Origin of the sequence: Variovorax sp. KK3, from assembly GCF_001984055.1 — a bacterium.
Taxonomy (GTDB): Bacteria; Pseudomonadota; Gammaproteobacteria; order Burkholderiales; family Burkholderiaceae_C; genus Variovorax.
The window spans coordinates 19,385-42,310 of sequence record NZ_LYVO01000066.1 but is presented as its reverse complement, the minus strand read 5'-3'; the positions used below and the strand labels follow the sequence as shown (position 1 = coordinate 42,310).

14 protein-coding genes are annotated in these 22,926 nt (G+C 69.9%); 9 read left to right on the top strand and 5 right to left on the bottom strand.

Translation table 11 applies throughout. The features are described 5' to 3' along the window. Positions 1-26 precede the first annotated feature (26 nt). The 4 genes from B0W80_RS25480 to B0W80_RS25465 all read left to right on the top strand — a co-directional run bounded on the left by B0W80_RS25480 (position 27) and on the right by B0W80_RS25465 (position 9,341). A complete protein-coding gene (locus B0W80_RS25480) occupies positions 27-1,277 on the top strand; it encodes an efflux RND transporter periplasmic adaptor subunit (RefSeq protein WP_083745640.1) in 1,251 nt (416 codons plus the stop codon). Positions 1,278-1,290: 13 nt separating this feature from the next. Further along, positions 1,291-4,410, top strand: a complete 3,120-nt coding sequence (locus B0W80_RS25475) for an efflux RND transporter permease subunit (RefSeq protein ID WP_077001953.1) — start codon at positions 1,291-1,293, stop codon at positions 4,408-4,410. 174 nt (positions 4,411-4,584) lie between these two features. Further along, on the top strand, positions 4,585-7,878 hold the full coding sequence (locus B0W80_RS25470) for an efflux RND transporter permease subunit (protein WP_077001951.1): 3,294 nt from the start codon (positions 4,585-4,587) through the stop codon (positions 7,876-7,878). A 32-nt stretch (positions 7,879-7,910) separates the two neighbouring features. Further along, positions 7,911-9,341, top strand: a complete 1,431-nt coding sequence (locus tag B0W80_RS25465; protein WP_077001950.1) for an efflux transporter outer membrane subunit — start codon at positions 7,911-7,913, stop codon at positions 9,339-9,341. Positions 9,342-9,345: 4 nt separating this feature from the next. Here B0W80_RS25465 and B0W80_RS25460 read toward each other — a convergent pair whose 3' ends face one another. After that, complete coding sequence (locus B0W80_RS25460) at positions 9,346-11,283, bottom strand: prolyl oligopeptidase family serine peptidase (protein ID WP_077001949.1); 1,938 nt, start codon at positions 11,281-11,283, stop codon at positions 9,346-9,348. Positions 11,284-11,548: 265 nt separating this feature from the next. On the opposite strand from B0W80_RS25460, the gene B0W80_RS25455 reads away from it, so the two are divergent. The 5 genes from B0W80_RS25455 to B0W80_RS25435 all read left to right on the top strand — a co-directional run bounded on the left by B0W80_RS25455 (position 11,549) and on the right by B0W80_RS25435 (position 17,973). Then, entirely contained in the window at positions 11,549-13,354 is a 1,806-nt protein-coding gene (locus tag B0W80_RS25455; RefSeq protein ID WP_077001948.1) for a PQQ-dependent methanol/ethanol family dehydrogenase, read from the top strand. 8 nt (positions 13,355-13,362) lie between these two features. Then, positions 13,363-13,704, top strand: coding sequence for a high-potential iron-sulfur protein (locus B0W80_RS25450; RefSeq protein WP_077001947.1), 342 nt, complete (start codon positions 13,363-13,365; stop codon positions 13,702-13,704). Then, positions 13,683-14,705 carry a sensor histidine kinase gene (locus B0W80_RS25445; RefSeq protein ID WP_083745638.1) on the top strand — a complete coding sequence of 341 codons (1,023 nt, stop codon included), beginning with the start codon at positions 13,683-13,685 and terminating at the stop codon, positions 14,703-14,705. Before B0W80_RS25450 ends, B0W80_RS25445 begins: the two co-directional genes overlap by 22 nt. Further along, positions 14,702-15,337, top strand: a complete 636-nt coding sequence (locus tag B0W80_RS25440) for a response regulator transcription factor (protein WP_077001945.1) — start codon at positions 14,702-14,704, stop codon at positions 15,335-15,337. Before B0W80_RS25445 ends, B0W80_RS25440 begins: the two co-directional genes overlap by 4 nt. 101 nt (positions 15,338-15,438) lie before the next feature. Then, on the top strand, positions 15,439-17,973 hold the full coding sequence (locus B0W80_RS25435) for a TonB-dependent receptor (protein WP_083745637.1): 2,535 nt from the start codon (positions 15,439-15,441) through the stop codon (positions 17,971-17,973). On the opposite strand, the gene B0W80_RS25430 is transcribed toward B0W80_RS25435, so the two are convergent. Genes B0W80_RS25430 through B0W80_RS25415 form a run of 4 tightly spaced genes read right to left on the bottom strand, consistent with a single transcriptional unit; the run spans position 17,955 to position 22,922 of the window. Continuing rightward, the gene (locus B0W80_RS25430) at positions 17,955-18,980 is read right to left on the bottom strand and encodes an FAD:protein FMN transferase (protein WP_077001944.1); all 1,026 of its coding nucleotides are present in this window, start codon (positions 18,978-18,980) and stop codon (positions 17,955-17,957) included. The genes B0W80_RS25435 and B0W80_RS25430 overlap by 19 nt on opposite strands. Continuing rightward, positions 18,977-21,091: a 4Fe-4S binding protein gene (locus B0W80_RS25425; protein ID WP_306171874.1), complete on the bottom strand. Its 2,115-nt coding sequence runs from the start codon at positions 21,089-21,091 to the stop codon at positions 18,977-18,979. The genes B0W80_RS25430 and B0W80_RS25425 overlap by 4 nt, the downstream gene beginning before the upstream one ends. Next, positions 21,088-22,077 carry a tripartite tricarboxylate transporter substrate binding protein gene (locus tag B0W80_RS25420; RefSeq protein WP_077001942.1) on the bottom strand — a complete coding sequence of 330 codons (990 nt, stop codon included), beginning with the start codon at positions 22,075-22,077 and terminating at the stop codon, positions 21,088-21,090. Before B0W80_RS25420 ends, B0W80_RS25425 begins: the two co-directional genes overlap by 4 nt. After that, positions 22,074-22,922 carry an ABC transporter permease gene (locus tag B0W80_RS25415; protein WP_373039063.1) on the bottom strand — a complete coding sequence of 283 codons (849 nt, stop codon included), beginning with the start codon at positions 22,920-22,922 and terminating at the stop codon, positions 22,074-22,076. Before B0W80_RS25415 ends, B0W80_RS25420 begins: the two co-directional genes overlap by 4 nt. Positions 22,923-22,926: the final 4 nt, after the last annotated feature.

Here is a 22,926-nt window from a genome sequence, read left to right as displayed (position 1 = left end):
CCCCCGAGCCGTATCCACCCGCCCTCCTGACCGAACCGCCGGCCCCGCGGCCGCCTTCGCGGCGCAGGCTCTGGCTGGGCAGCCTGGCGGCGCTCGTGGTGGTGCTGGCCTTGGGAGGCGGCGCCTGGTACCTCATCAAGCGCACCAACGAGCCGGCCGCCGGCCCGGGCCGCTTCGGCGGCCCCGCCGGTTCCACCGTCGGCCACGCGGTGGCGAAGCGCGAGCAGCTGCCCGTGACCATCGACGCGCTGGGCACCGTCACGCCGCTGGCCACCATCACCCTCAAGCCGCAGGTGGGCGGCGTGCTGACCGAGGTGCTCTTCACCGAGGGCCAGACGGTCACCAAGGGCCAGTTGCTGGCGCGCATCGACCCCCGTCCCTACGAGCAGGCGCTGGCGCAAGCCCAGGGCACGCGCGTGCGTGACGAAGCGCAGCTCGAAGCCGCCCGCGTCACGCTGGCACGCTACCGCACGCTGCTCGGCCAGGATTCCATCGCGCGGCAGGACGTCGACACGCAGGCCGCGCTGGTCAAGCAGCTCGAAGGCACGGTGATCACCGACCGCGCCGCCGAGGGCGCGGCGAAGCTCAACGTCGAATACACGCGCATCACCGCGCCGGTGGCCGGGCGCATCGGCCTGCGCACGGTCGACCCCGGCAATACGGTGACGGCCAACGCCGCCACCGGCATCGCCGTGATCACGCAGATGAACCCGATCGACGTGCAGTTCTCGGTGCCGCAAGACCGCCTGCCCGACATCCAGGCGCAGTTGGCCAAGGGCCAGCCGCTGGTCGTCAAGGCGATGGACCGCACCCGTACCACCGCGCTCGACACCGGCACCTTCTCCACGCTCGACAACGTGGTCGACACCAGCACCGGCACGGTGAAAGGCAAGGCACGCTTCGGCAATGCGCAGACCACGCTGTTCCCGAGCCAGTTCGTCAACGTGCAGATGACGCTGCGCACCATCGACGCCATCGTGGTGCCGGTGACCGCGGTGCGCACCGGGCCCGAGGGCACCTTCGTCTACGTGATCAACGAGGACCGCAAGGTGTCGATGCGCACGGTGAAGCGCGGCGAGACCACGGTCGAGCTGGTCGCCATCACCGATGGCCTGCAACCCGGCGAACTCGTCGTGACCGAAGGCGGCGACCGCCTGAAGGACGGCGCACCCGTGGTGCTGCAGGGCGAGAAGCCGGTCACCGGACCGCGCCCTGGCGCCTCGGGCCCCCGCGGGCAAGGTCAGGGCGAGCGCCGGCGCAAGGCCCCGCCGCAGTGAAGGTGAGCGCATGATGAGCCCGTCGCGCCCCTTCATCGAGCGGCCGGTGGCGACGGCCCTGCTCATGCTCGCGATCGTGCTCGCGGGCCTCGTGGGTTTCCGCTTCCTGCCGCTGGCGGCCTTGCCGCAGGTGGACTACCCGACCATCCAGGTTCAAACGCTGTACCCGGGCGCCAGCCCCGAGGTGATGAGCCGCACCGTCACCGCGCCGCTGGAGCGCCAGTTCGGCCAGATGGCAGGGCTGGACCGCATGAGTTCGGTCAGCTCGAACGGCGTGTCCATCGTCACGCTGCAGTTCGAGCTGAACCAGACGCTCGACGTCGCCGAGCAGCAGGTGCAGGCCGCCATCAACGCCGGCGGCTCGCTGCTGCCGGCCGACCTGCCGGCGCCGCCGGTGTACGCCAAGGTCAACCCGGCCGATGCGCCCATCCTCACGCTGGCCGTCAGCAGCCAGACCATGCCGCTCACCGAGGTGCAGAACCTGGTCAACACGCGGCTCGCGCAAAAGATCAGCCAGGTCGGCGGCGTGGGCCTGGTGTCGCTGTCGGGCGGGCAGCGGCCGGCGGTGCGCATCCAGGCCGACACGAACATGCTGGCCTCGGTCGGCATCGGCCTCGACACGCTGCGCACCGCCATCGCGGCCGCCAACGCCAACAGCGCCAAGGGCAGCTTCGACGGCCCCAAGCGCGCCTACACCATCAACGCCAACGACCAGCTGCTGACGGCGGCCGACTACAAGAACCTGATCATCGCGTGGAAGAACGGCGCCCCCGTTCGCATGAGCGACGTCGCGCGCGTGGTCGACGGTGCCGAGAACACGCAGCTGGGTGCATGGGCCTCAGCGCGGGCCGAGTCGCGCGACGACCACAACGCCAGCCTGTACCCGGCCATCATCCTGAACGTGCAGCGGCAGCCCGGCGCCAACGTCATCGGTACGGTGAATGCCATCCGCAAGCAGCTGCCCGAACTCGAAGCCTCGCTGCCCGGCGCGCTCAAGGTGGAGGTGCTGAGCGACCGCACCACCGGCATCCGTGCCTCGGTGTACCACGTGCAGCTCGAACTGGCCCTGGCCGTGCTGCTGGTGGTGCTGGTGATCTTCTTCTTCCTGCACAGCCTGCGTGCCACCGTCATCGCCAGCATCGCGGTGCCGATCTCGCTCATCGGCACGCTCGGCATCATGTACCTGCTGGGCTACAGCCTCAACAACCTGAGCCTGATGGCGCTGACCATCGCCACCGGCTTCGTGGTGGACGACGCGATCGTCATGATCGAGAACATCGCGCGCTACCTCGAGGAGGGCGAGCACCCCTTCAAGGCCGCGCTCAAGGGCGCGACGCAGATCGGCTTCACCATCATCTCGCTGACGGTGTCGCTGGTGGCGGTGCTGATCCCGCTGCTGTTCATGGGCGACGTGGTGGGGCGGCTGTTCCGAGAGTTCGCGGTGACGCTGGCCATCACCATCCTCATCTCCGCCGTGGTCTCGCTGACGCTGGTGCCCATGATGGCGGCGCGCTGGCTCAAGCCGCAGGCGGAAGAGGGCGGCCGTTTCGGTGCGCGCGTGCATGCCTTCTTCGAACGCGTCATCGCCCGCTACGACGGCTGGCTGCAATGGGTGCTGCGCCACCAGCCGATCACGCTGGTGGTGGCGGCGCTGACGCTGGCCCTGACCGTGTTGCTCTACGTCGTGATTCCCAAGGGCTTGTTCCCGACGCAGGACACCGGCCAGCTGCAGGCGCGCATCGAGGCCGCGCAGGACGTGTCGTACCTGCGCATGGCCGAGCTGCAGAAGTCGGCGGCCGCGGCCATCCTCGCCGACCCCGACGTGCGCAGCCTGAGTTCGGTGGTGGGCGTCGATGCAGCCAACAACACCGCGCTCAACACGGGCCGCATGCTGATCAACCTACGCGAGGGCCGCGACGCCCAGGCCAGCGTGATGCAGCGCCTGCGCGACCGCGTGCGCGCGGTCGCGGGCGTGACGCTGTACCTGCAGCCCACGCAGGACCTGACCATCGACGCCGAGACCGGCCCCACCGAATTCCGCGTCGCGCTCGAAGGCGTGGACACCGCCATCGTCAACGGCTGGGCCAAGCGGCTGGTCGAGCAACTGCGCGCCGTGCCCCAGGTGCGCAACCCCACCACCGACGCCGGCGCCCAGGGCCTGGCCGCGTATGTCGACGTCGACCGCAACACTGCCTCGCGGCTGTCGGTCACGGCCAGCTCGGTCGACGACGCGCTCTACAGCGCCTTCGGCCAGCGCATCGTCTCCACCATCTTCACCGAGACCAACCAGTACCGCGTGATCCTCGAAGCGCAGCGCGAGGCGCTGGCGTCGCCGCAGGGGCTGGGCAACCTTCAACTGCGCACCGGCGCGGGCACGCCGACGCCGCTGTCGTCCATCGCCACCATCCGCGAGCAGCTGGCGCCGCTCGCGATCACGCGCGTGGCGCAGTACCCGTCGGCCACCGTCGGCTTCGACACCGCGCCCGGCGTGGCGCTGGGCAAGTCGGTGACGGCGATCCGTGCCGCGGCCAAGGAAATCGGCCTGCCCGCCAGCGTGCGGCTCAACTTCCTGGGTGCGGCGGGGGCCTACGAGAAGTCGCTCACCAACCAGCTGTGGCTGATCCTGGCGGCGGTGGTGTGCGTGTACATCGTGTTGGGCGTGCTGTACGAAAGCTACATCCATCCGCTCACCATTTTGTCGACGCTGCCCTCGGCCGGCGTGGGCGCGCTGCTGGCGCTCATGGTCACCGGCAACGACCTGGGGGTGATCGGCATCATCGGCATCATCCTCTTGATCGGCATCGTCAAGAAGAACGCGATCATGATGATCGACTTCGCCATCGACGCCGAGCGCAACGAGGGCAAGTCGCCGCAAGAGGCCATTCACCAGGCGGCGCTGCTGCGCTTCCGGCCCATTCTGATGACCACGCTGGCGGCGCTTTTCGCGGCGCTGCCGCTGATGTTCGGCTGGGGCGAGGGCGCCGAATTGCGCCGGCCGCTGGGGCTGGCGATCTTCGGCGGACTGGTGGTGAGCCAGGTGCTGACGCTGTTCACGACGCCGGTGATCTATCTGGCCTTCGATCGCATGGGGCGCAGGTTCGGGGGGAAGCGTGATGCAGCGCATGCAGCTTGAGCACTGCCCGGACTTGCTTTCTGCCCCGTCGGAACGGGGCTGGGCTTTGCTCCCTCTCCCTCTGGGAGAGGGCAGGGGTGAGGGCGCCGGGCCTCTGAGCACGCACGCCAGTAGCCACCGCCCGGTGCCCTCACCCCAACCCTCTCCCAGAGGGCGAGGGAGCAAGGCGGGGTCATGAATTTATCCCGCCCCTTCGTCGAGCGCCCCATCGCCACGGTCCTGCTGACCATCGGCCTCGCGCTCTCGGGCATCGTCGCCTTCTTCGCGCTGCCCGTCTCGCCGCTGCCCCAGGTCGACTACCCGACCATCTCGGTGCAGGCCAGCCTGGCCGGCGCCAGCCCGAGCACCATGGCCTCCAGCGTTGCGACGCCCTTGGAGCGCCGCCTCGGTGTCATCCCGGGCGTCAACGAACTGACCTCGACCAGCTCCAGCGGCTCGGCGCGCGTCACGCTGCAGTTCGACCTGAGCCGCAACATCGACAGCGCCGCGCGCGAAGTGCAGTCCGCCATCAGCGCGGCCCGCGCCGACCTGCCGGCCACGCTGCGCAGCAACCCGACCTATCGCAAGCGCAACCCGGCCTCGGCGCCGGTCATGATCCTCGCGCTGACGTCCAAGACGCGCACGCCGGGCCAGATCTACGAAGCGGTGTCCAACATCGTGAGCCAGCGCCTGTCGCAGGTCGAGGGCGTGGGCGAGGTCGAGATCGGCGGCGGCTCGCTGCCCGCGGTGCGCGTGGAGCTGGAGCCCTTCTCGCTCAACCGCATGGGCATCAGCACCGAGGACGTGCGTGCCGCCATCCAGGCCAACAACGCCAACCGGCCCAAGGGCGCGATCGAAAGCGACGACCGCCGGCTGCAGATCTACACGCCCGCCCCGGGCCGCCGCGCCGCCGACTACCGCGACCTGGTGATCGCCTGGCGCAACAACGCCGCGGTGCGCCTGGGCGACGTGGCGCGCGTCATCGACAGCGTGGAGAACACGCGCACCCAGGGCCTCTTCAATGGAGAGCCAGCGGTCATCGTGCTGGTGACGCAGGCGCCCGGCGCCAACATCATCGAGACGGTCGACGGCGTGCGCAACCTCATGCCCGAGCTGCGCGCGCAGCTGCCGCAGGACATCGACATCCAGGTCGCCTCCGACCGCACCAACTCCATCCGCGCCTCGCTGCGCGAGATCGAGACCACGCTGATGATCTCGATCGTGCTCGTGGTGCTGGTGGTGGGCCTGTTCCTGCGCAAGGCACGCGCCACCATCATCCCGGCCGTGGCCACGGTGGTCTCGCTGCTCGGCACCTTCGGCGTGATGAAGCTGCTGGGCTTCAGCCTCAACAACCTGAGCCTGATGGCGCTGACGGTCGCCACCGGCTTCGTGGTCGACGATGCCATCGTGGTGCTCGAGAACACGGCACGCCACGTCGAAGCCGGCATGAAGCGCATGGAGGCCGCGCTGCGCGGCGCGCGCGAGGTGGGCTTCACGGTGCTGTCGATCAGCCTGTCGCTGGTGGCGGTGTTCATTCCGCTGCTGTTCATGGGCGGGCAGGTGGGCCGGCTCTTCCGCGAGTTCGCCGTCACGCTCTCGGCCGCCGTGATGATCTCGCTGGTCATCTCGCTGACCACCACGCCGATGCTGTGCGCCATGCTGTTGCGCAGCGAGGCCGAAGAAGGCCCCGGCAAGAAGCCCGGCCGCGTGCGCGCCTGGCTCGGCCGCCGCCTCGACGGCGCCTGGCGCTGGACCATGCGCTCCTACGCGCATAGCCTGGACTGGGCGCTGGCCAGCAAGGGCGTCGTCATGCTGGTGCTGCTGGCCGTGATCGGCCTCAACGTCTACCTGTTCAACGCCATCCCCAAGGGCTACTTTCCGCAGCAGGACAACGGCCAGCTCAACGCCGGCATCCGCGCCGACCAAAGCATCTCGTCCACCGCCGTGGCCGAGAAGCTGCGCCAGGCGGTCGACATCATCCGCAAAGACCCGGCGGTGGATTCGGTGACGGGCTTCTCCGGCGGCGGGCGTGCCGGCGGCGGCTTCATGTACGTCAACCTCAAGCCCCGCAGCCAGCGCACCGAGAAGACCCAGGTCGTCATCGACCGGCTGCGGCCGCAACTCAACCAGCTGGTCGGCCTGCGCGTCTTCCTGTTCCCGGTGCAAGACCTGCGCATGGGCGGGCGATCGAGCAATTCGAGCTACCAGTACACGCTCAAGAGCGACAACCTCGACGACCTGCGCAAATGGAGCGCGAAGCTGGCCGATCGCCTGCGCCAGGAAACCGCGCTCACCGACATCGACAGCGACGACTCGGCCAACGGCGTCGAGACCTTCGTCGAAGTCGACCGCGATGCCGCCGCACGCCTGGGCGTGACCTCGAGCGCGGTCGACGCAGCGCTCTACAACGCCTACGGCCAGCGCTCGGTCGCGACCATCTACGACGAGCTCAACCAGTACTCTGTGATCATGGAGTGGGCCCCGCGCTTCCAGCGCGCGCCGATCGCGCTCAAGGACCTGTACGTGCCCTCGACGATCAACACCGCGACGACGGCCAGCGGCGCCACCGTCACCAGCTCGGTGCAGCAGAACACCGATTCGAGTACCGGCACCTCCACCACCACCTCGGCCAATCCGGCCTCGCGCACCTCGTCGGCCGGCCAGCAGATCGCCACCACCACCACGCCGATGGTGCCGCTGTCGGCCTTCGTGAAGATCAGCGAGCGTGCGGTGCCGAGCTCCATCGACCACCAGGACACCGAGCTTGCGAGCACCGTGTCGTTCAGCCTGGCCGACGGCGTGAGCATCGCCGATGCGCGCCGCATCGTGGCGGCGGCCGAGGCCGACATCGCCATGCCGATCAACGTGCGCGGCAGCTTCCAGGGCACGGCGCTCGCGGCCCAGCAGTCGCAGGCGCAGCAGCTCATGCTGATCTTCGCGGCGCTGATCGTCATCTACATCGTGCTGGGCGTGCTCTACGAAAGCCTCGTGCATCCGGTGACGGTGCTGACCACCTTGCCATCGGCCGGCGTGGGCGCGGTGCTGGCGCTGCTGCTCTTCCGCATGGAGTTTTCCATCATCGCGCTGATCGGCGTGTTCCTGCTGATCGGCATCGTCAAGAAGAACGCGATCCTGATCATCGACTTCGCGCTCGAGGCCGAACGCGCGCGCGGCCTCACCGCGGTCGAGGCGGTGCGCGAGGCCTGCCTGCTGCGCTTCCGTCCGATCCTCATGACCACGCTCGCCGCCGCGCTGGGTGCGCTGCCGCTGGCCATCGGCTTCGGCGAAGGCGCCGAGCTGCGCCAGCCGCTTGGCGTGGCCATCATCGGCGGGCTGATCGCGAGCCAGCTGCTCACGCTGCTGACCACGCCGGTGGTCTACGTGCTGCTCGACAAGGTGCGCCGCCGGCCCGCCAACGAGAAATTCCTGAGCCGCGCGTCCAGCGACCCCGAGCACGCGCCTTCGCCTTCTTCCCAGGGGCTGCTGTGACGGCGCGGCCCGCAGTACCCATTGCATCGACCATGACGCTCTCGACCCTTTCGTCTCACCCGCCCCGGCGTGTTGCCGCCGCCGTGCTGCTGGCCTGCCTGCTGGCCGGCTGCGCCACCGGCCCGGCCTACGAGCCGCCGTCGTCCGCCTTGCCTGCAGCCTGGAAGGAAGCCCCCGCGGCAGAAGGCTGGCTGCCCGCCGCTCCGGCAGACGCGCTGGATCGCGGCGAATGGTGGAAGCTCTTCGGCGACCCGGCGCTCGACGACCTGGCCGGCCGTGTGCAGGTGTCCAACCAGAACATCGCCGCCGCCGTCGCCAGCTACGCGCAAGCGCAGGCGGTGGTGCGCGAGCAGCGCGCGGCGCTGTTCCCGCAGGTGTCGGCCGGCGGCAGCGTGCGCCGTTCGGGCGCGCGCAACACGTCGCCGACCAACTTGTCGAGCGCCAGCCTGCAGGCCGACTGGGCGCCCGACGTGTGGGGCCGGCTGCGGCAGGCCGTGAGCGGCGCACAGGCCAGCGCTCAGGCCAGCGAGGCCGACCTCGCATCGGCGCGGTTGTCGGCCGTGGGCGAACTCGCCACCAACTACTTCGCGCTGCGCGAGGCCGATGCCGAACTGCGCCTGCTCGACATCACCCTCGAAGGCTACCAGCGCAGCCTCGAGATCGCGCGCAACCGCTACAACGCCGGCATCGCGGCGCAGACCGACGTGCTGCAGGCGCAGACGCTCTACGTCAACACCCAGGCCGAGCGCGTGGTGCTCAAGCGCAGCCGCGACACGCTGGAGCATGCGATCGCCGTCCTGGTGGGGTCGGCGCCCGCCGACTTCAACCTGCCGGTGGAGGCCGATTGGCGGCCCGTGGTGCCGGGCATCCCGACCGGCGTGCCCTCGACGCTGCTGCAGCGCCGCCCCGACATCGCCGCGGCCGAGCGCGCGGTGGCCGCGGCCAACGCGCAGATCGGCGTCGCACGCTCGGCGTACTTCCCCAACTTCGGCCTGAGCGCCGCGCTCAGCAGCAGCGCGAGCCGCGTCGGCGACCTGTTCAACGCATCGAACATGCTGTGGTCGCTGGGCCTGTCGGTCGCGCAGACGGTGTTCGATGCCGGCGCCATCGGCGCACAGGTCGACCAGGCCAAGGCCGCGCACGAAGCCGCGGTGGCGCGCTACCGGCAGACGGTGCTCACGTCCTTCCAGAACGTCGAGGACCAGCTCACCGCCGGCGCCAGCCTCGCGCAGCAGGAAGGTTTGCGGCGCGAGGCCTCGGCAGCGGCCGACAAGACCGAGCAGCAATTCCTCAACCGCTATCGCCAAGGCCAGGTCGACTTCACCGACGTGGTGACCGCGCAGGCATCCGCACTCAATGCGCGGCGCACCGTGCTGCAGCTGCAAGTGAACCGGCAGAACGCGGCCGTGGCCTTGATCCAGGCGCTGGGCGGTGGATGGCAGGCCGGCTCGACGGGCGGCTAGGCGCTTATGGCGTCCAGACCAGCGCCTTGTAGAAGTACAACTCCGCGTCCAGCGCCCAGCGAATGTTCATGGCCTGCCTGAAGCCGTGCTGCTCGCCCGCGAACAGCAGGTACAGCGCCGAGATGCCGCGCGCGCGCAGCGCCGCGACCATCGCCTCGGTCTGGCTCGGCGGCACGACCTTGTCTTCCGCACCCTGGAAGAAGGCGACCGGCGCATCGAGCCGGTCGGCGTGGTGCACGGGCGAACGATCGACGTAGGCCTGCGCTTCGGAGAGCGGCGCGATCAGCCAGTCGAGGTAGCGCGATTCGAACTTGTGCGTGTCGTGTGCCAGCGCGGCGGGGTCGCTCACGCCATAGTGGCTGCCGCCGGCCTTGAAGCGCGCGCGCACGGCAGGGTCCGGGTGCGTGAGGCAGGTGAGGGCGGTGAACCCGCCCGCGCTGCCGCCGGTGATGACCGTGCGCGCTGGGTCCACCTCTTGCCGGTCGACGAGGAAGGCCACGGCTGCCGCGCAGTCCCGCGCGTCGACGATGCCCCATTGCAGGTTCAGCCGGTTGCGGTAGTCGCGGCCATAGCCCGTGCTGCCGCCGTAGTCGACATCGACCACGGCGATGCCGCGGCTGGTCCAGAACTGGATGCGCAGGTCCAGGCTGCGTGAGGCCGACGAGGTCGGGCCGCCGTGGCATCGGACCAGCAACGGCGGCAGTGCGCCGGGCGATGCTCGGAAGCCGGGGTTGCAGGGCGGGTAGAACAGCGCGAAGGCCGTTGCGCCGCCGGGCACCGGAAACTCGATCAGGCGAGGCACCGAGAGATGCGCGCGCAGCGCCGGATCGTCGGTGATCTTCGATTCGCTCTTGACGACCTTCGCGTCGCCGCTCGCAGGGTCGAGCACGACGACCGCGCCCGCGAGCGCCGCCGCACCGGCCTTGAACACGACCCGGCCGCCGCCCGCGCGCAGCGACGCGAACTCCGTCCACGGCAGCTCGACGGGCGCGAGCGTGCCGTCGTCCAGGCCCAGGCGCGCGAGTCGGCCGAAGCCGTTCTCGACGTACGCGCAGACGACCTGCCGTGGCGACACGAAGGCATAGGTCGACATGCCGAAGCCCCACTGCGCCCGCCCGAATTCCGCGGCCTTCGGGCACAGAGCGGTGATGCCGCCGTCGGCACCGCGCCGGTAGAGGTTCCACCACCCTGACAGGTCCGACACGAAGTGCAGCAGGCCGTCGGGCGACCACTCGGGCTGGAACACCGATTCGCCTGGTCCGCCCGCCACGCGACTCGCGTTCGACACCGACTCGCCGTCGAACTCGCCGACCCAGAGTTCGGTCGAGGTCCAGGGCATGTGCGGGTGGTGCCAGGCCAGCCATGCGAGCCGCGTGCCATCGGGGCTCAGGCGCGGCGATGCGTAGAAGTCGTTGCCTTGCACGATCGGCACGCCTTCGCTTTCGGTGTTCAGGCCCAGCACGACGAGGGTGTTGACGGCCTCCCGGTCTGCGTCGCGATGGTCTTCCCGAACGCCGATCCACAGCTGCCGGCGCAGATCGATCTGCCCATCGGCGTAGCGCAATGCCGCGCCCTTCGTCGCCGGTGTCAGCGCGACCGGGGCACTGCCGGCATCGTGCCGGTCGAGGCGATAGAGCCGCTGGTCCGCGAAGTTCGAAAAGCAGACCGTGCCGCCGGCCACCGCCACCGAGCCGCCGCCGTATTCATGCACGCGGGTTCGCACGGAGAAGGGCGCCGGCGTGACGTCGACGGGCGTTCCATCGCTTCCCAGGCGCACGAGCACCTGTCGGCCGGCCTCGACCGGGCGGCCCTCCAGCCAGTAGATGTCCTCGCCATCGACCAGCACATCGGCCAGCGAGGTCTGCGCCGTGGCGATCAGTTCCGAGGTGATCGGTGAATCCCAACTGCCGAAGGCAGCGGTGGTGGGCGTGGGCGTGGTCATGCGCGCATTGTTCCACCGGCCATGGCGCGGCGCAGCATGGCGCTGCTGTGTGACGCGATGCCACGCATGCCCGTTGCGCACTGTTCAACCTTGTAGCAATGAAAGGGGAAAACCCGCACGAGGCACGGCCGGAAGCAGCCCGAAACGACCCGAATCGCCACGTTCGACGGCTGCGCTGCATGGCACGGCACTTGCCCCTTCGAAGCGTGGAGGGCGCGCTCGGCGAGCGCATCCACGACCACGATCCACCCCGCAAGGAGACACCATGCAACTGAAGCTCTTGACTGCGCTCATATCCCTCGGCCTGGCCGGCGCCGCCGCCAATGCCCAGGTCACCGACAAGATGATCCAGTCGGAAGCCACGGCCACCGGCAACATCCTGACCTGGGGCATCAACACCCAGGGCCAACGCTACTCGCCGCTCAAGCAGGTCAACGCCGGCAATGCCGCGAAACTGCTGCCGGTGTGGGCGTTCTCGTTCGGTGGCGAAAAGCAGCGCGGGCAGGAGTCGCAGCCGGTCATCATGAACGGCAAGATGTTCGTCACCGCCTCGTACTCGCGCATCTTCGCGCTCGACGCCGTGACCGGCAAGAAGCTGTGGAAGTACGAGCACCGCCTGCCCGAGGGCATCATGCCCTGCTGCGACGTGGTCAACCGCGGCGCCGCGCTCTTCGACAACCTGGTGATCTTCGCGACGCTCGACGCGCAGCTGGTCGCGCTCGACCAGGCCACGGGCGACGTGGTCTGGAAGGAGAAGATCGACGACTACGCCGCCGGCTATTCCGCCACGGCCGCGCCCATCATCGCCAACGGCGTGATGCTGACCGGCGTGTCGGGCGGCGAGTTCGGCGTGGTCGGCCGCGTCGAGGCCCGCGACCCGAAGACCGGCAAGCTGCTGTGGACGCGGCCCACCGTCGAAGGCCACATGGGCTACACCTACGACAAGGACGGCAACAAGAAGGAGAACGGCGTCTCCGGCACCGTCAACAAGAGCTGGCCCGGCGACCTGTGGAAGACGGGCGGCGCGGCCACCTGGCTCGGCGGCACCTACGACGCGAAGACCGGGCTCGCGTACTTCGGCACCGGCAACCCGGCCCCGTGGAACAGCCACCTGCGCGAGGGCGACAACCTCTACTCGTGCTCGACCGTCGCCATCGACGTCAAGACCGGCCAGATCAAGTGGAGCTACCAGTCGACGCCCAACGACAGCTGGGACTTCGACGGCGTCAACGAGTTCGTCACCTTCGACATGGACGGCAAGCGCGTCGGCGGCAAGGCCGACCGCAACGGCTTCTTCTACGTGAACGACGCCACCACCGGCAAGCTGATCAACGCCTTCCCCTTCGTCAAGAAGATCACCTGGGCCACCAGCATCGACATGAAGACCGGCCGGCCCAATTTCGTGGCCGACAACCGGCCGGGCGACCCGACCATCGGCGACGGCGGCAAGAAGGGCAGCGCGGTGTTCGCGGCGCCCGGCTTCCTCGGCGGCAAGAACCAGATGCCGATGGCCTACAGCCCCGACACCAAGATGTTCTACGTGCCCGCCAACGAATGGGGCATGGACATCTGGAACGAACCGGTCGCTTACAAGAAGGGCGCCGCCTACCTGGGTGCCGGCTTCACGATCAAGCCGCTCAACGAGGACTACATCGGCTCGCTGCGCGCTTTCGATCCCAAGACCGGCAAGCTGGCATGGGAAGTGAAGAACGGCGCGCCGCTGTGGGGTGGCGTGCTGACCACCGGCGGCAACCTCGTGTTCTGGGGTACGCCCGAAGGCTACCTGAAGGCCGCCGACGCCAAGACCGGCAAGGTGGTCTGGGAGTTCCAGACCGGCTCCGGCGTGGTCGCGCCGCCCGTCACCTGGATGCAGGGCGGCGAGCAGTACGTGAGCGTGGTGTCGGGCTGGGGCGGTGCCGTGCCGCTGTGGGGCGGCGAAGTGGCCAAGAAGGTCAACCTGCTCGAGCAGGGCGGCATGGTCTGGGTGTTCAAGATCCCGGGCGGTGGCGGCGGCAGCAGCAAGCCGCGCACGGCGAGTGCCGCCACCTCGACCAAGGTCGCATCGAACTAGGCTGGCCCATGAACCCCACGATGAACGACGTGGCCGCCAAGGCCACACGGAGAAGCTTTGCCCTTCGATTGGCCGGCGGCGCCTGTGCCGTGGCCTGCGTGCCCGGTGCGGCTTGGTCCGCCACGCGCGTCGAAGAAGCTGATGAAACTGCGGTCGCGTTGGGCTACAAGCACGACACGAAGAAGGTCGATGCGAAGAAGTACCCCAAGCATGCCGCGACGCAGCGCTGCAACAACTGCGGCCTGTGGCAAGGCGCGGCCGCCGACCCGTGGGCCGGTTGCTCGATGTTCGGCCGCAAGCACATCGCGGCCGAAGGCTGGTGCATGGCATGGGTGCAGAAACCGGGCTGAGCCCGACCATGGCGCCCACGGCCCCGCGTTCCGCACGTCGAGGCACGGCAGGGCGCCTTCGCGCGGCACGGTGCGAGTTCGGCACCGCGCGGCGCGGCGACCTGGTCTGGGTCCTCGCGATCGTGGTCGGCACCTTCCTGCTCTCGAGCGCCTTCGAACTGCAGGAGCGCCTGGCGCGGGTGTTCGCGCGGCACGAAGCCTGGCAGATCGACGAACTGCCGTTCGCGCTGATGGCCTTGTCGCTCGGCCTGGCCTGGTATGCGTGGCGCCGGCGCGCCGAGGCCACGCAGCTGCTGGAACGCAATCGCGAACTGACACAGCGGCTCATCACCGTGCAGGAAAGCGAGCGCCTCGCGGTCGCGCGCGAGCTGCACGACGAGCTGGCGCAGCACTGCACGGCCATCCGCTTCGAAGCCGCCTGCATCCAGCGCGCCCGTTCGCTGGACCAGGCGGGCGATGCCGCGGCGCGCGTCTCGTCGTCGGCCGAGCTGCTGCAGGAAGGCGTGCGCCGCCTGCTTCGCCGACTGCGGCCGGCCGAACTCGATTCGCTCGGCCTGGTCGCGGCGCTGGCCGCGCTCTGCGAAGACTGGTCTGCGCGCACCGGAACCCGATGCGGCTTCAGCCACGAGGGCGACGTCGGCGGCCTGGGGCAGGCGGTCGAGACCGCCGCGTTCCGCGTCGCGCAGGAGGCGCTGACCAACGTCGTGCGGCATGCGAGCGCGCGGCACGTGGCCGTCGACCTCGCGGCGACGCCGGGCGGCATCACGCTGCGCGTGGTGGATGACGGCAACGGCTTCTCCGCGTCGCAACGAGGCCGCGGCTTCGGTCTGATGGGCGCCGCCGAACGGGCGGCCGCGCTGGGCGGCATGTTCTGCACCCTCAGCACGCCCGGGATGGGCACGCAGGTAAGGCTCGAGCTGCCGGTGATGCGCACGCGTGCTTGCACAGCGACACCGGCACCGACACCGACGTCGACCCGGCACGAGGAGGGCGTCTCGTGATCCGCCTGCTGCTCGTCGACGACCACCCCGTGGTGCGCGCCGGCTACCAGCACCTGCTGGAGCAGGGCGGCGACATGACCGTGGTGGCGCAGGGCGGCAACGTGGACGAAGGCTGCGTGCTGTACGCACGGCACGCGCCGGACATCACCATCACCGACCTGTCGATGCCGGGCCCCAGCGGACTGGAGCTGGTGCGCCGCCTGCGCGAGCGCGCACCCGACGCGCTCACGCTGGTGTTCAGCATGCACGACAGCGACATGCTCGTGCAGCGCGCGCTCGAACTTGGCGCGCGCGGCTTCGTGTCGAAAAGCAGCGCGCCCGATTGCCTCATCGATGCCGTGCATGCGGTGATCGGCGGGCGCCGCTACCTGAGCCCCGACCTGCCGCAGCGCCTGCTCAAAGGCATCCTCGATGCGCCGGGCTTCGAGTCGCTCACGCAACGCGAGTTCGAGATCTTCCAGATCCTCTCGCGCGGCGAATCGCTGGCCGACTGCGCGCGCTCGCTGCACCTGAGCCCCAAGACGGTGTCGAACCACCAGAGCCTCATCAAGGACAAGCTCGGCATCGGCACGACGGCGGCGATGGCGCACCTGGCGATTCGCCACGGGTTGATCCAGCCCGTCGGATGTTGAGGGCACACGCGGGAATTCTTCCCTGTCTCCACGGCGGCATTCCTTCTACCTTGGGCCATGGCGCACCAGCGCGCCTGGACAACCCCGAGGAGACACATTCGATGAACCGCACCGCACGCTTTCCCACCTTCGCCATGGCGCCGCTGGCCGCCGCCAGCCTCATGTTCTGCCAGTCGACCGCAGCACTCGCGCAAGATGCCGGCGCGCCGCGCGAGTTGCCGGCGGTCGATGTCGTCGCAACGGCGCCGCTGCCTGGCTTCGACGTGCCGCGCGACCAGGTGCCGAGCAATGTGCAGACGGCCACCGGCGCCGATCTGGACGACCTGCACGCACCGGACCTGACGAACTACCTCACGCGCGCCGTCGGCGGCGTGACGGTGAACGAGACGCAGGGCAACCCCTTCCAGCCCGACGTCAACTACCGCGGCTTCACCGCGTCGCCGCTGCTCGGCACGCCGCAGGGCCTGTCGGTCTTCATGGAGGGCGTGCGGCTCAACCAGCCGTTCGGCGACGTCGTGAGCTGGGACCTGATTCCGCGCTCGGCGATCTCGACCCTCACCCTGATGCCGGGGAGCAACCCGCTGTTCGGGCTCAACACGCTCGGCGGCGCGCTGGCGATCCAGACCAAGGACGGCCTCAGCAACCCCGGCACGTCGGTGCAGGCGATGGGTGGCTCCTGGCACCGCGGAGCGATCGAGTTCGAGACCGGCGGCAGCGACAAGGACAGCGGATGGAACTGGTTCGTCACGGGCAACCGCTTCCACGAAAAGGGCTGGCGCCGCGAATCACCGTCGGACGTGACGCAGCTCTTCGCCAAGGTCGGCAGGACCACGCGCGACGGCAGCGTGTCGCTGACCACTGCCCTCGCCGACAACGACCTCACCGGCAACGGCACGCAGGAGCTGGGCGCCCTGCGGCGCGACTGGTCCAGCGTGCGCACGATTCCCGACAGCACCAAGAACCGATCGGCCTTCCTGAACCTCTCGATGACGCAGGCGCTCGACGAACGCTGGACCTTCTCGGGCAACCTCTACCACCGCGACATCAAGACCCGCACCTACAACGGCGACGTCAACGACGAGGCCTTCAGCGAATCGGTGTACCAGCCCAGCGCAGGCGAGCGCGCAGCCCTGCAGGCCGCGGGCTTCACCGGGTACCCGACGAGCGGCGCGACCGCGACGAACACGCCGTTCCCGCGCTGGCGCTGCATCGCCAACGCCCTGCTCAACACCGAGCCCGGCGAGAAATGCAACGGCCTCGTCAACCGCACGGAGACGAAGCAGCACAACACCGGCCTCGCCGGGCAGATCTCGGGGGCGGCGACGACCGGCGGCATCGGGCATGCGCTGGTGTTCGGCGCCGCCTACGACACGAGCCGCGTGCGCTTCAACCAGAGCTCGCAATTCGGCTACATCAACGCGGATCGCAGCATCACGCCGGTGTTCGGCCCGGGTGCCTTCGCCGACGGCACGCAGGACTCCGAGAACGCGTTCGACGCGCGGGTCGACCTGTCGAGCCGCACGAGCACGGCCAGCCTCTACGCGAGCGACACCATCGCGTTCAACCCGCGCACCCACCTCACGCTCTCGGGCCGCTACAACCGCACGACCGTGCGCACCACCGACCAGATCACGCCCGGCGGCGGACCCGGTTCGCTCGATGGCCGCCACACCTTCAGCCGCTTCAATCCGGCCGTGGGCCTGACCTTCGCCGCCGCCGACAGCGTGACGCTCTACGCCGGCGTCAACCAGGGCAGCCGCGCGCCGACGGCCATCGAGCTGGGCTGCGCGGACCCCGCGAGCCCCTGCAAGCTGCCCAACTCCTTCGCGGGCGACCCGCCGCTCAAGCAGGTGGTCACGACGACCTTCGAGGCCGGCCTGCGCGGCGTGGCCCCGCCCGGGCTGGCCTGGAACGCGGGCGTGTTCCGCTCCGACAACAAGGACGACCTGCTCTTCGTGGCCGACGATTCGAGCGGCTTCGGCTACTTCAAGAACTTCGGCAAGACCCGCAGGCAGGGCATCGAACTCGGCTTGCAGGCGACGCCCGCGGAGGGCCTGTCGGTCGGAGGCAACCTCATGCTGCTCGACGCGACCTACCGCACCGCCGAGACCGTCGGCGGCTCGGGCAACAACAGCAACGACCAGGCGGCGGCCGGATTCCCGGGCACAGAAGGCAACATCCAGATCCGCCCGGGCGACCGCATCCCCATGCTGCCGCGACAGGTGCTCAAGCTGTACGCCGACTACGCGCCCAGCGCGCAATGGCGCATCGGCCTGGACATGCTCGCGAGCAGCGGCGCCAACTTGCGCGGCAACGAGAACGGCCGCCACGTGCCCGACGGCCTGTTCTACACCGGGCCGGGGCGCACGGCCGGCTATGCGGTGGTGAACCTCGGCGTCGACTACAAGCCGCGGCCGGGTCTCAAGTTCTTCGTGCAGGTCGCCAACCTGTTCAATCGCAAGTACGCCACCGGCGGGCAGCTCGGCACCAACGGCTTCACGGCCAACGGTGCGTACATCGCGCGCGGGCTGCCGCAGAACGCCAACGGCGACTTCCCGGTGAGCCGCGCGAGCCTGGTGTCGCCCGGCGCGCCGCGCGCGGTCTGGGTGGGGATGCGCTACACCTTCGGCACCTGAACGGGCGGCGCGGCGCCGTCGCGCGTGTCGAGCAGCAGGCCGGGCGTGGCTGCCCAGTGGCCCGACTTGTCGACCCACAGCGCGTCGACGTTCCACCGCCGCGCCACCACGCGCGCCTGCGCAGGGCCGGCCACGAAGAAGACCTTGGTCAGCGCATCGGCGATCGCACCGCTGGGCGCCGCCACGGTCACGGCCGACAGCGAGGGCGGCGAGTAGCCGGTGCGCGGGTCGAAGATGTGGTGATGCCGGCGGTCGGCGCTGAAGGCGGTGAGGTTGTCGGCCGAGGTCGCGACGCAGCGGCCGTCGGTGATCAGGCGCGCGATCAGGGCCTGCTCTTCGTGCGGGTCCGCGATGCCGAGCGCCCACGGACGCGACGCCTTGTTGCGGCCGAGCGGCGCGAACTCGCCCGCGTCGACGAGCGCGTGACGAATGCCGTGCTTCGCGAGCACCGTGCGCGCCAGGTCCGCCGCGTAGCCTTGCGCGATGCCGTTGAGCGTGACGGCCATCGCCGGCATGTCGAAGCGGATGCGCCGGCGCGAGACGTCGAGCGCGCGCCAGTCGATGCGCGCGCGTGCGGCCGCGACTTCGCCGGGCTCGGGGAGGCGGCCCGCGCGTTGCGCCGATTCGAACGCGGTCCACAGCGGTTGCACCGTCACGTCGAACGCGCCTTCGCTGTCGCGCGACACGGCATGCGCGATGCCGAGAATCTCCACCAGCTCCGCCGGCGGCAAATTCAGGTGGCCGTCGCGGTTCAATCGCGAGACCGCGCTGTCGGGGTCGAACAGGCTCATCTGGCCATGGACGCGGCGCAGGGCCGCCACCGCGGCATCGAGCGCGCGATCGAGCACGCCGACGTCCTCATGCGCCGCCTGCAGCATGAGCGTGGTGCCGAAGGCGAGAAACGAGCGCTGCCGCCAGGCGGCGGCGTGCGTGGCCGGCGACACGCGCGACAACCCCGCGAGGGCACCGAGGCCCATCGTGGCCCGCAGCAATTGCCGCCGCCTCATGCCTGCGCTCCCGCCGCTGCCGGCAAGGGCCGAATCGCGATGACGCGGTTGCGCCGCCTGGCGATCAGTGGGGCGCAGCGTTCCGGGCTGTCGTGGATGGCCACGCAGTCCAGGCACTGGAAGCATTCCTCGTAGACGATCGCGCCGCTCGGCTCGATGGCCTGGTATTCGCAGCGATGGCGGCAGGTCTGGCAGGGCGTGCCGCATTCGGCGCGGCGCGGAATCCAGCGCAGCAGCCGCACGCGGCCGAGCAGCCCGAGGCCGGCACCCAGCGGGCACAGGTAGCGGCAGAAGCCCTTGTAGACGAACACGTTCAGCAGCAGCAGGCCAGCAGCCCACGCCACGAAGGGCCACGAACGATCGAAGCCGAGCGTGATGGCGGTCTTGAAGGGCTCGATTTCCACCGCGCGGTCGGCCGCCGTCGGCGACACCACGGCCAGCACCACGATCAGCGCGAGCACGCCGTACTTGATCCACTTGAGCCGCGCGTCGAGGCCGCGATGCAGCTTGATGCGCCGGATGCCCACGAACTGTGCGGCCTGCGCCACCAGTTCCTGCATCGCGCCGTAAGGGCACAGCCATCCGCAGAAGGTGCCGCGGCCCCATGCCACCAGCGTGAGCGCGACGAAAGCCCACAGCGCGACCGTCATCGGGTCGTAGAGAAAGAAGCTCAGGTCGCGCCCCGCCGCGACGGCCTGCACCAGCGCCGTGATGTTGACGATCGACAGCTGGCCCTGCGCGAACCATCCGATGAAGACCAGCGTGAAGACGAGGTAGCCGGTGCGCAGGCGCGCGAGGCGCGCCGGGCTGGCGACGATCCACCAGGGCCGGGCCAGCACCAGCGCCAGCAGCAGCAAGGCGCCGGCCAGCACGCCCAGCTCCCAGGCCCGCCCGCGCCAGATGTCGTGCCAGCGCTTGTTGTCGGCGTCGGGCTGCAGCAACTGGTCCGCCGGCATGGCGTAGGGCAGCGGGAAGCTGCGGCTCACGCGCTCCGGGTAGACCATGCCTTTCTCACGCGTCACGCGCAGGGCCAGGTCGAGCGGCCGCGAAGGGTCCAGCCCGGCCGGGCCGATCACGCGGAACACCTTGGCATCGGCACGGCGCAGCTCGGCGGGCAGCGCGAGCGGGTCGTCGAGGTCGAGGTCGCGCAGCTCGATCGGCAGCTCGCCCTGCTTCAGGCTCAGGCGGTCGGGCACCGCGCCGCGCACGAACTTGTCGCCGACGAAGGTGTTGGGGCCGGCGGCGATCACCAGCAGCGCGTGGTCGCCCGCATCGATGCGCCCGAGCAGGTGCTGCCAACCGGCTTCGGACATCAGATTGCGCCCGACCAGCGGCGAGTTCAGGTAGGTGACGTACAGCTCGGTGCTGGGGTCGGACGCGACGGTGGCAGCGGAGCGCTCGACCCCGCTGCCCTGGAAGGCCTTCTCGATCGCATCCTGCGAGAGCCGAACGCGCTGGATGAGCCCGGCCTCCATCAGCTGCTGCCAGCTCGCCGGCGCATAGGTGTCGCGCCGCACGCGGGCGACCAGCTCGGGGTCGCGGCCCGCCGCGAAGCCGAGCTTGGCGCGCGCCACCCGCAGCGCGGACGAGAGCAGGCTCTGGTTGAGGATGCGCACCGATGCGGTCGCTTTCGCCACGCCGTCGATGTAGACGTTGGCGCTGCCGAGGGCTTCGCCACGGTTGGCGTTGGAGCCGATCTTGATGCTCTGCTGCAGCGACAGGTCTTTGTACTGCGCCGCGAAGCCCAGCAGCGGCGCCTCGCCCAGCCCTTCGAGAAAGACCGGCTCGTGCTGCGACAGCACGCGCACGTCGAGGAACACGCCTTTGGGATCGAGCGCGACCAGCAGGTTGAAAGGCGTGCCCGAAAAGCCCGGAATGGGCGCGAAGTCGATCGACTCGAAGACGTAGCCGGCCAGCACCTGGGCGGTCGCGTCCTGCTTGAAGATCGGCCACACGGGCAACTGCGTGTCCTTCTCGCCCACGGTCAGCGGCGGGGGAAAGGCCTTCTGCATGTCCGTGCGTGTCAACACGCCTGCATGGGCGATGGCCGTCACTGCGGACAGCAGCGCCAGGCACAAGGTCAACCACCAGCGCCGCATCGCCGTCGTCACACCGGGCCCAGGCCCAGGCGCTCCACGATCTGTTTTTCGGCCGCGAGCGCCGCACGCATGCTGCGCCCGTATTCCGCGCTGTCGAGGTAGGCGACTTCCTGGTCGTAGCGGCCCAGTTCGGCGATGTGCCGGGGGTCGAACAGGGCCGCCTTGAAGGCATCGTGCAGGCGCTGAACGATCGACGGGTGCAGGCCCCGCGGCCCGGCCAAGCCGTACGGCGACATCGCGACGATGTCGTGGCCCAGCTCCTTCATGGTCGGCACCTCGGGCCACCGCTTGCTGCGCGCGGCGCCGAAGGTCGCGAGCAGGCGCAGCCGGCCGGTGTCGACGAAGGGCGCGAAGCCGTTGGCATTGACGCCGGCCATCAGCTGCCCGGCCGACAGCGCGATCATCTGCTCGGCCGCGCCTTTGTAGGGCACGTGCAGGTAGCGCAGACCGCGGCTGGCGAACAGGGCATCGAGCGCGACGTGGGGCGTGGTCCCCACGCCGTTGGTCGCCAGGGCCAGCTGGCCGGGGTGTGCCGCGGCGTAGTCGAGCAGGTCGGACACGCTGCGCAACGGGCTGTCGGTCGGCACCAGCAGGCCGAAGGTGACGCCGCTCACCTGCAGGATCGGCGTGGTGTCGCGGATCGGGTCCCACGTCACCTTTTGCGTGAAGGGCGCGCGGAACACCGGCTGCGGCATCTGCGCCAGCGTGTAGCCATCGGCCGCGGCGTTCTGCAGGATCGGCATCGCCAGCGTGCCGCCGGCGCCGCCGCGGTTCTCGATGACGATGCGCTGGCCGAGCACGCGGCCCGCCAGCTCGGCCAGCACGCGCAACGTGATGTCGGTGCCGCCGCCGGCCGTCCAGGGCACCCAGAGGAACAGGGGGCGCACGGGGAAGTCGTCGGCCCCGCGCTGGGCGCGAACCCACGAAGCGGTGGCGGCGGTGGCGGCGGCGGCCGCGGCCGCGGCGACGCCTGCCTGCAGCAACGTGCGCCGCTTCACGCGGAGCCCCGCTGCGTCAGCCCACCGAAGCCGCGCTGCGGGTCGTAGCCCCAGCAGGCCAGCGCGAAGCACACCAGCAGCGTGGCGCAGACGACCAGCGGCGCGGCGCCCGGGTCCTTGCCGTAGAGGGCGAAGCGAATCCATTCGACCGCATGCGTGAACGGATTGAACAGCGCGGCGCGGTACACCCAGGTCGCGCCCGATTCCTCCAGCTTCCACAACGGGTAGAGCGCCGTGGAAAGGAAGTACATCGGAAAGATCACGAAGTTCATCGTGCCGGCGAAGTTCTCGAGCTGGCGCACGTACACCGACAGCAGCAGGCCCAGCGATGCGAGCATCAGCGCCGACACGAGCGTAGCCGCCAGCGCATGCAGGAGCGGCAGCGGCGCCATCGGCAAGGTGGTGCCCAGCAGGGCCGCCACGGCGACGAAGGCCAGCACCTGCACCAGGCTCAGCAGCGTGGTCGCCAGCATCTTCGAGAACAGCAGGAACCAGCGCGGCAGCGGCGCGGTCAGCAGCAGCCGCATCAGGCCCATCTCGCGGTCGTACACCATGGCCAGCGAGGACTGCATGCCGTTGAAGAGCAACACCATGCCGATCAGGCCCGGCGCGATGTAGACGTCGTAGGGCACGTAGGTGTCGTAGGGCTCGACGATGGCCACGCCGAAGACGTTGCGGAAGCCGGCCGCGAACACCGCGAGCCACAGCACCGGGCGCACGAGTGCCGACAGCAGCCGCGCCTTCTGCTGCCAGAACTTGACCAGCTCGCGCATCACGATCGCGCGCAGCGCCCGGGAGGCATGCGCCGCGCCGTGGCCGGACGCGGCGATGGTGGGCGGGGCCACGGCG

What these genes read in the sequence shown, in the direction of transcription:
- B0W80_RS25445 (WP_083745638.1), top strand. Translation starts at nt 13,683, where the DNA reads ATGGGTGCAGAAACCGGGCTGAGCCCGACCATGGCGCCCACGGCCCCG.
- B0W80_RS25470 (WP_077001951.1), top strand. Translation starts at nt 4,585, where the DNA reads ATGAATTTATCCCGCCCCTTCGTCGAGCGCCCCATCGCCACGGTCCTG.
- B0W80_RS25465 (WP_077001950.1), top strand. Translation starts at nt 7,911, where the DNA reads ATGACGCTCTCGACCCTTTCGTCTCACCCGCCCCGGCGTGTTGCCGCC.
- B0W80_RS25450 (WP_077001947.1), top strand. Translation starts at nt 13,363, where the DNA reads ATGAACCCCACGATGAACGACGTGGCCGCCAAGGCCACACGGAGAAGC.
- B0W80_RS25455 (WP_077001948.1), top strand. Translation starts at nt 11,549, where the DNA reads ATGCAACTGAAGCTCTTGACTGCGCTCATATCCCTCGGCCTGGCCGGC.
- B0W80_RS25435 (WP_083745637.1), top strand. Translation starts at nt 15,439, where the DNA reads ATGAACCGCACCGCACGCTTTCCCACCTTCGCCATGGCGCCGCTGGCC.
- B0W80_RS25430 (WP_077001944.1), bottom strand. Translation starts at nt 18,980, where the DNA reads ATGAGGCGGCGGCAATTGCTGCGGGCCACGATGGGCCTCGGTGCCCTC.
- B0W80_RS25460 (WP_077001949.1), bottom strand. Translation starts at nt 11,283, where the DNA reads ATGACCACGCCCACGCCCACCACCGCTGCCTTCGGCAGTTGGGATTCA.
- B0W80_RS25475 (WP_077001953.1), top strand. Translation starts at nt 1,291, where the DNA reads ATGAGCCCGTCGCGCCCCTTCATCGAGCGGCCGGTGGCGACGGCCCTG.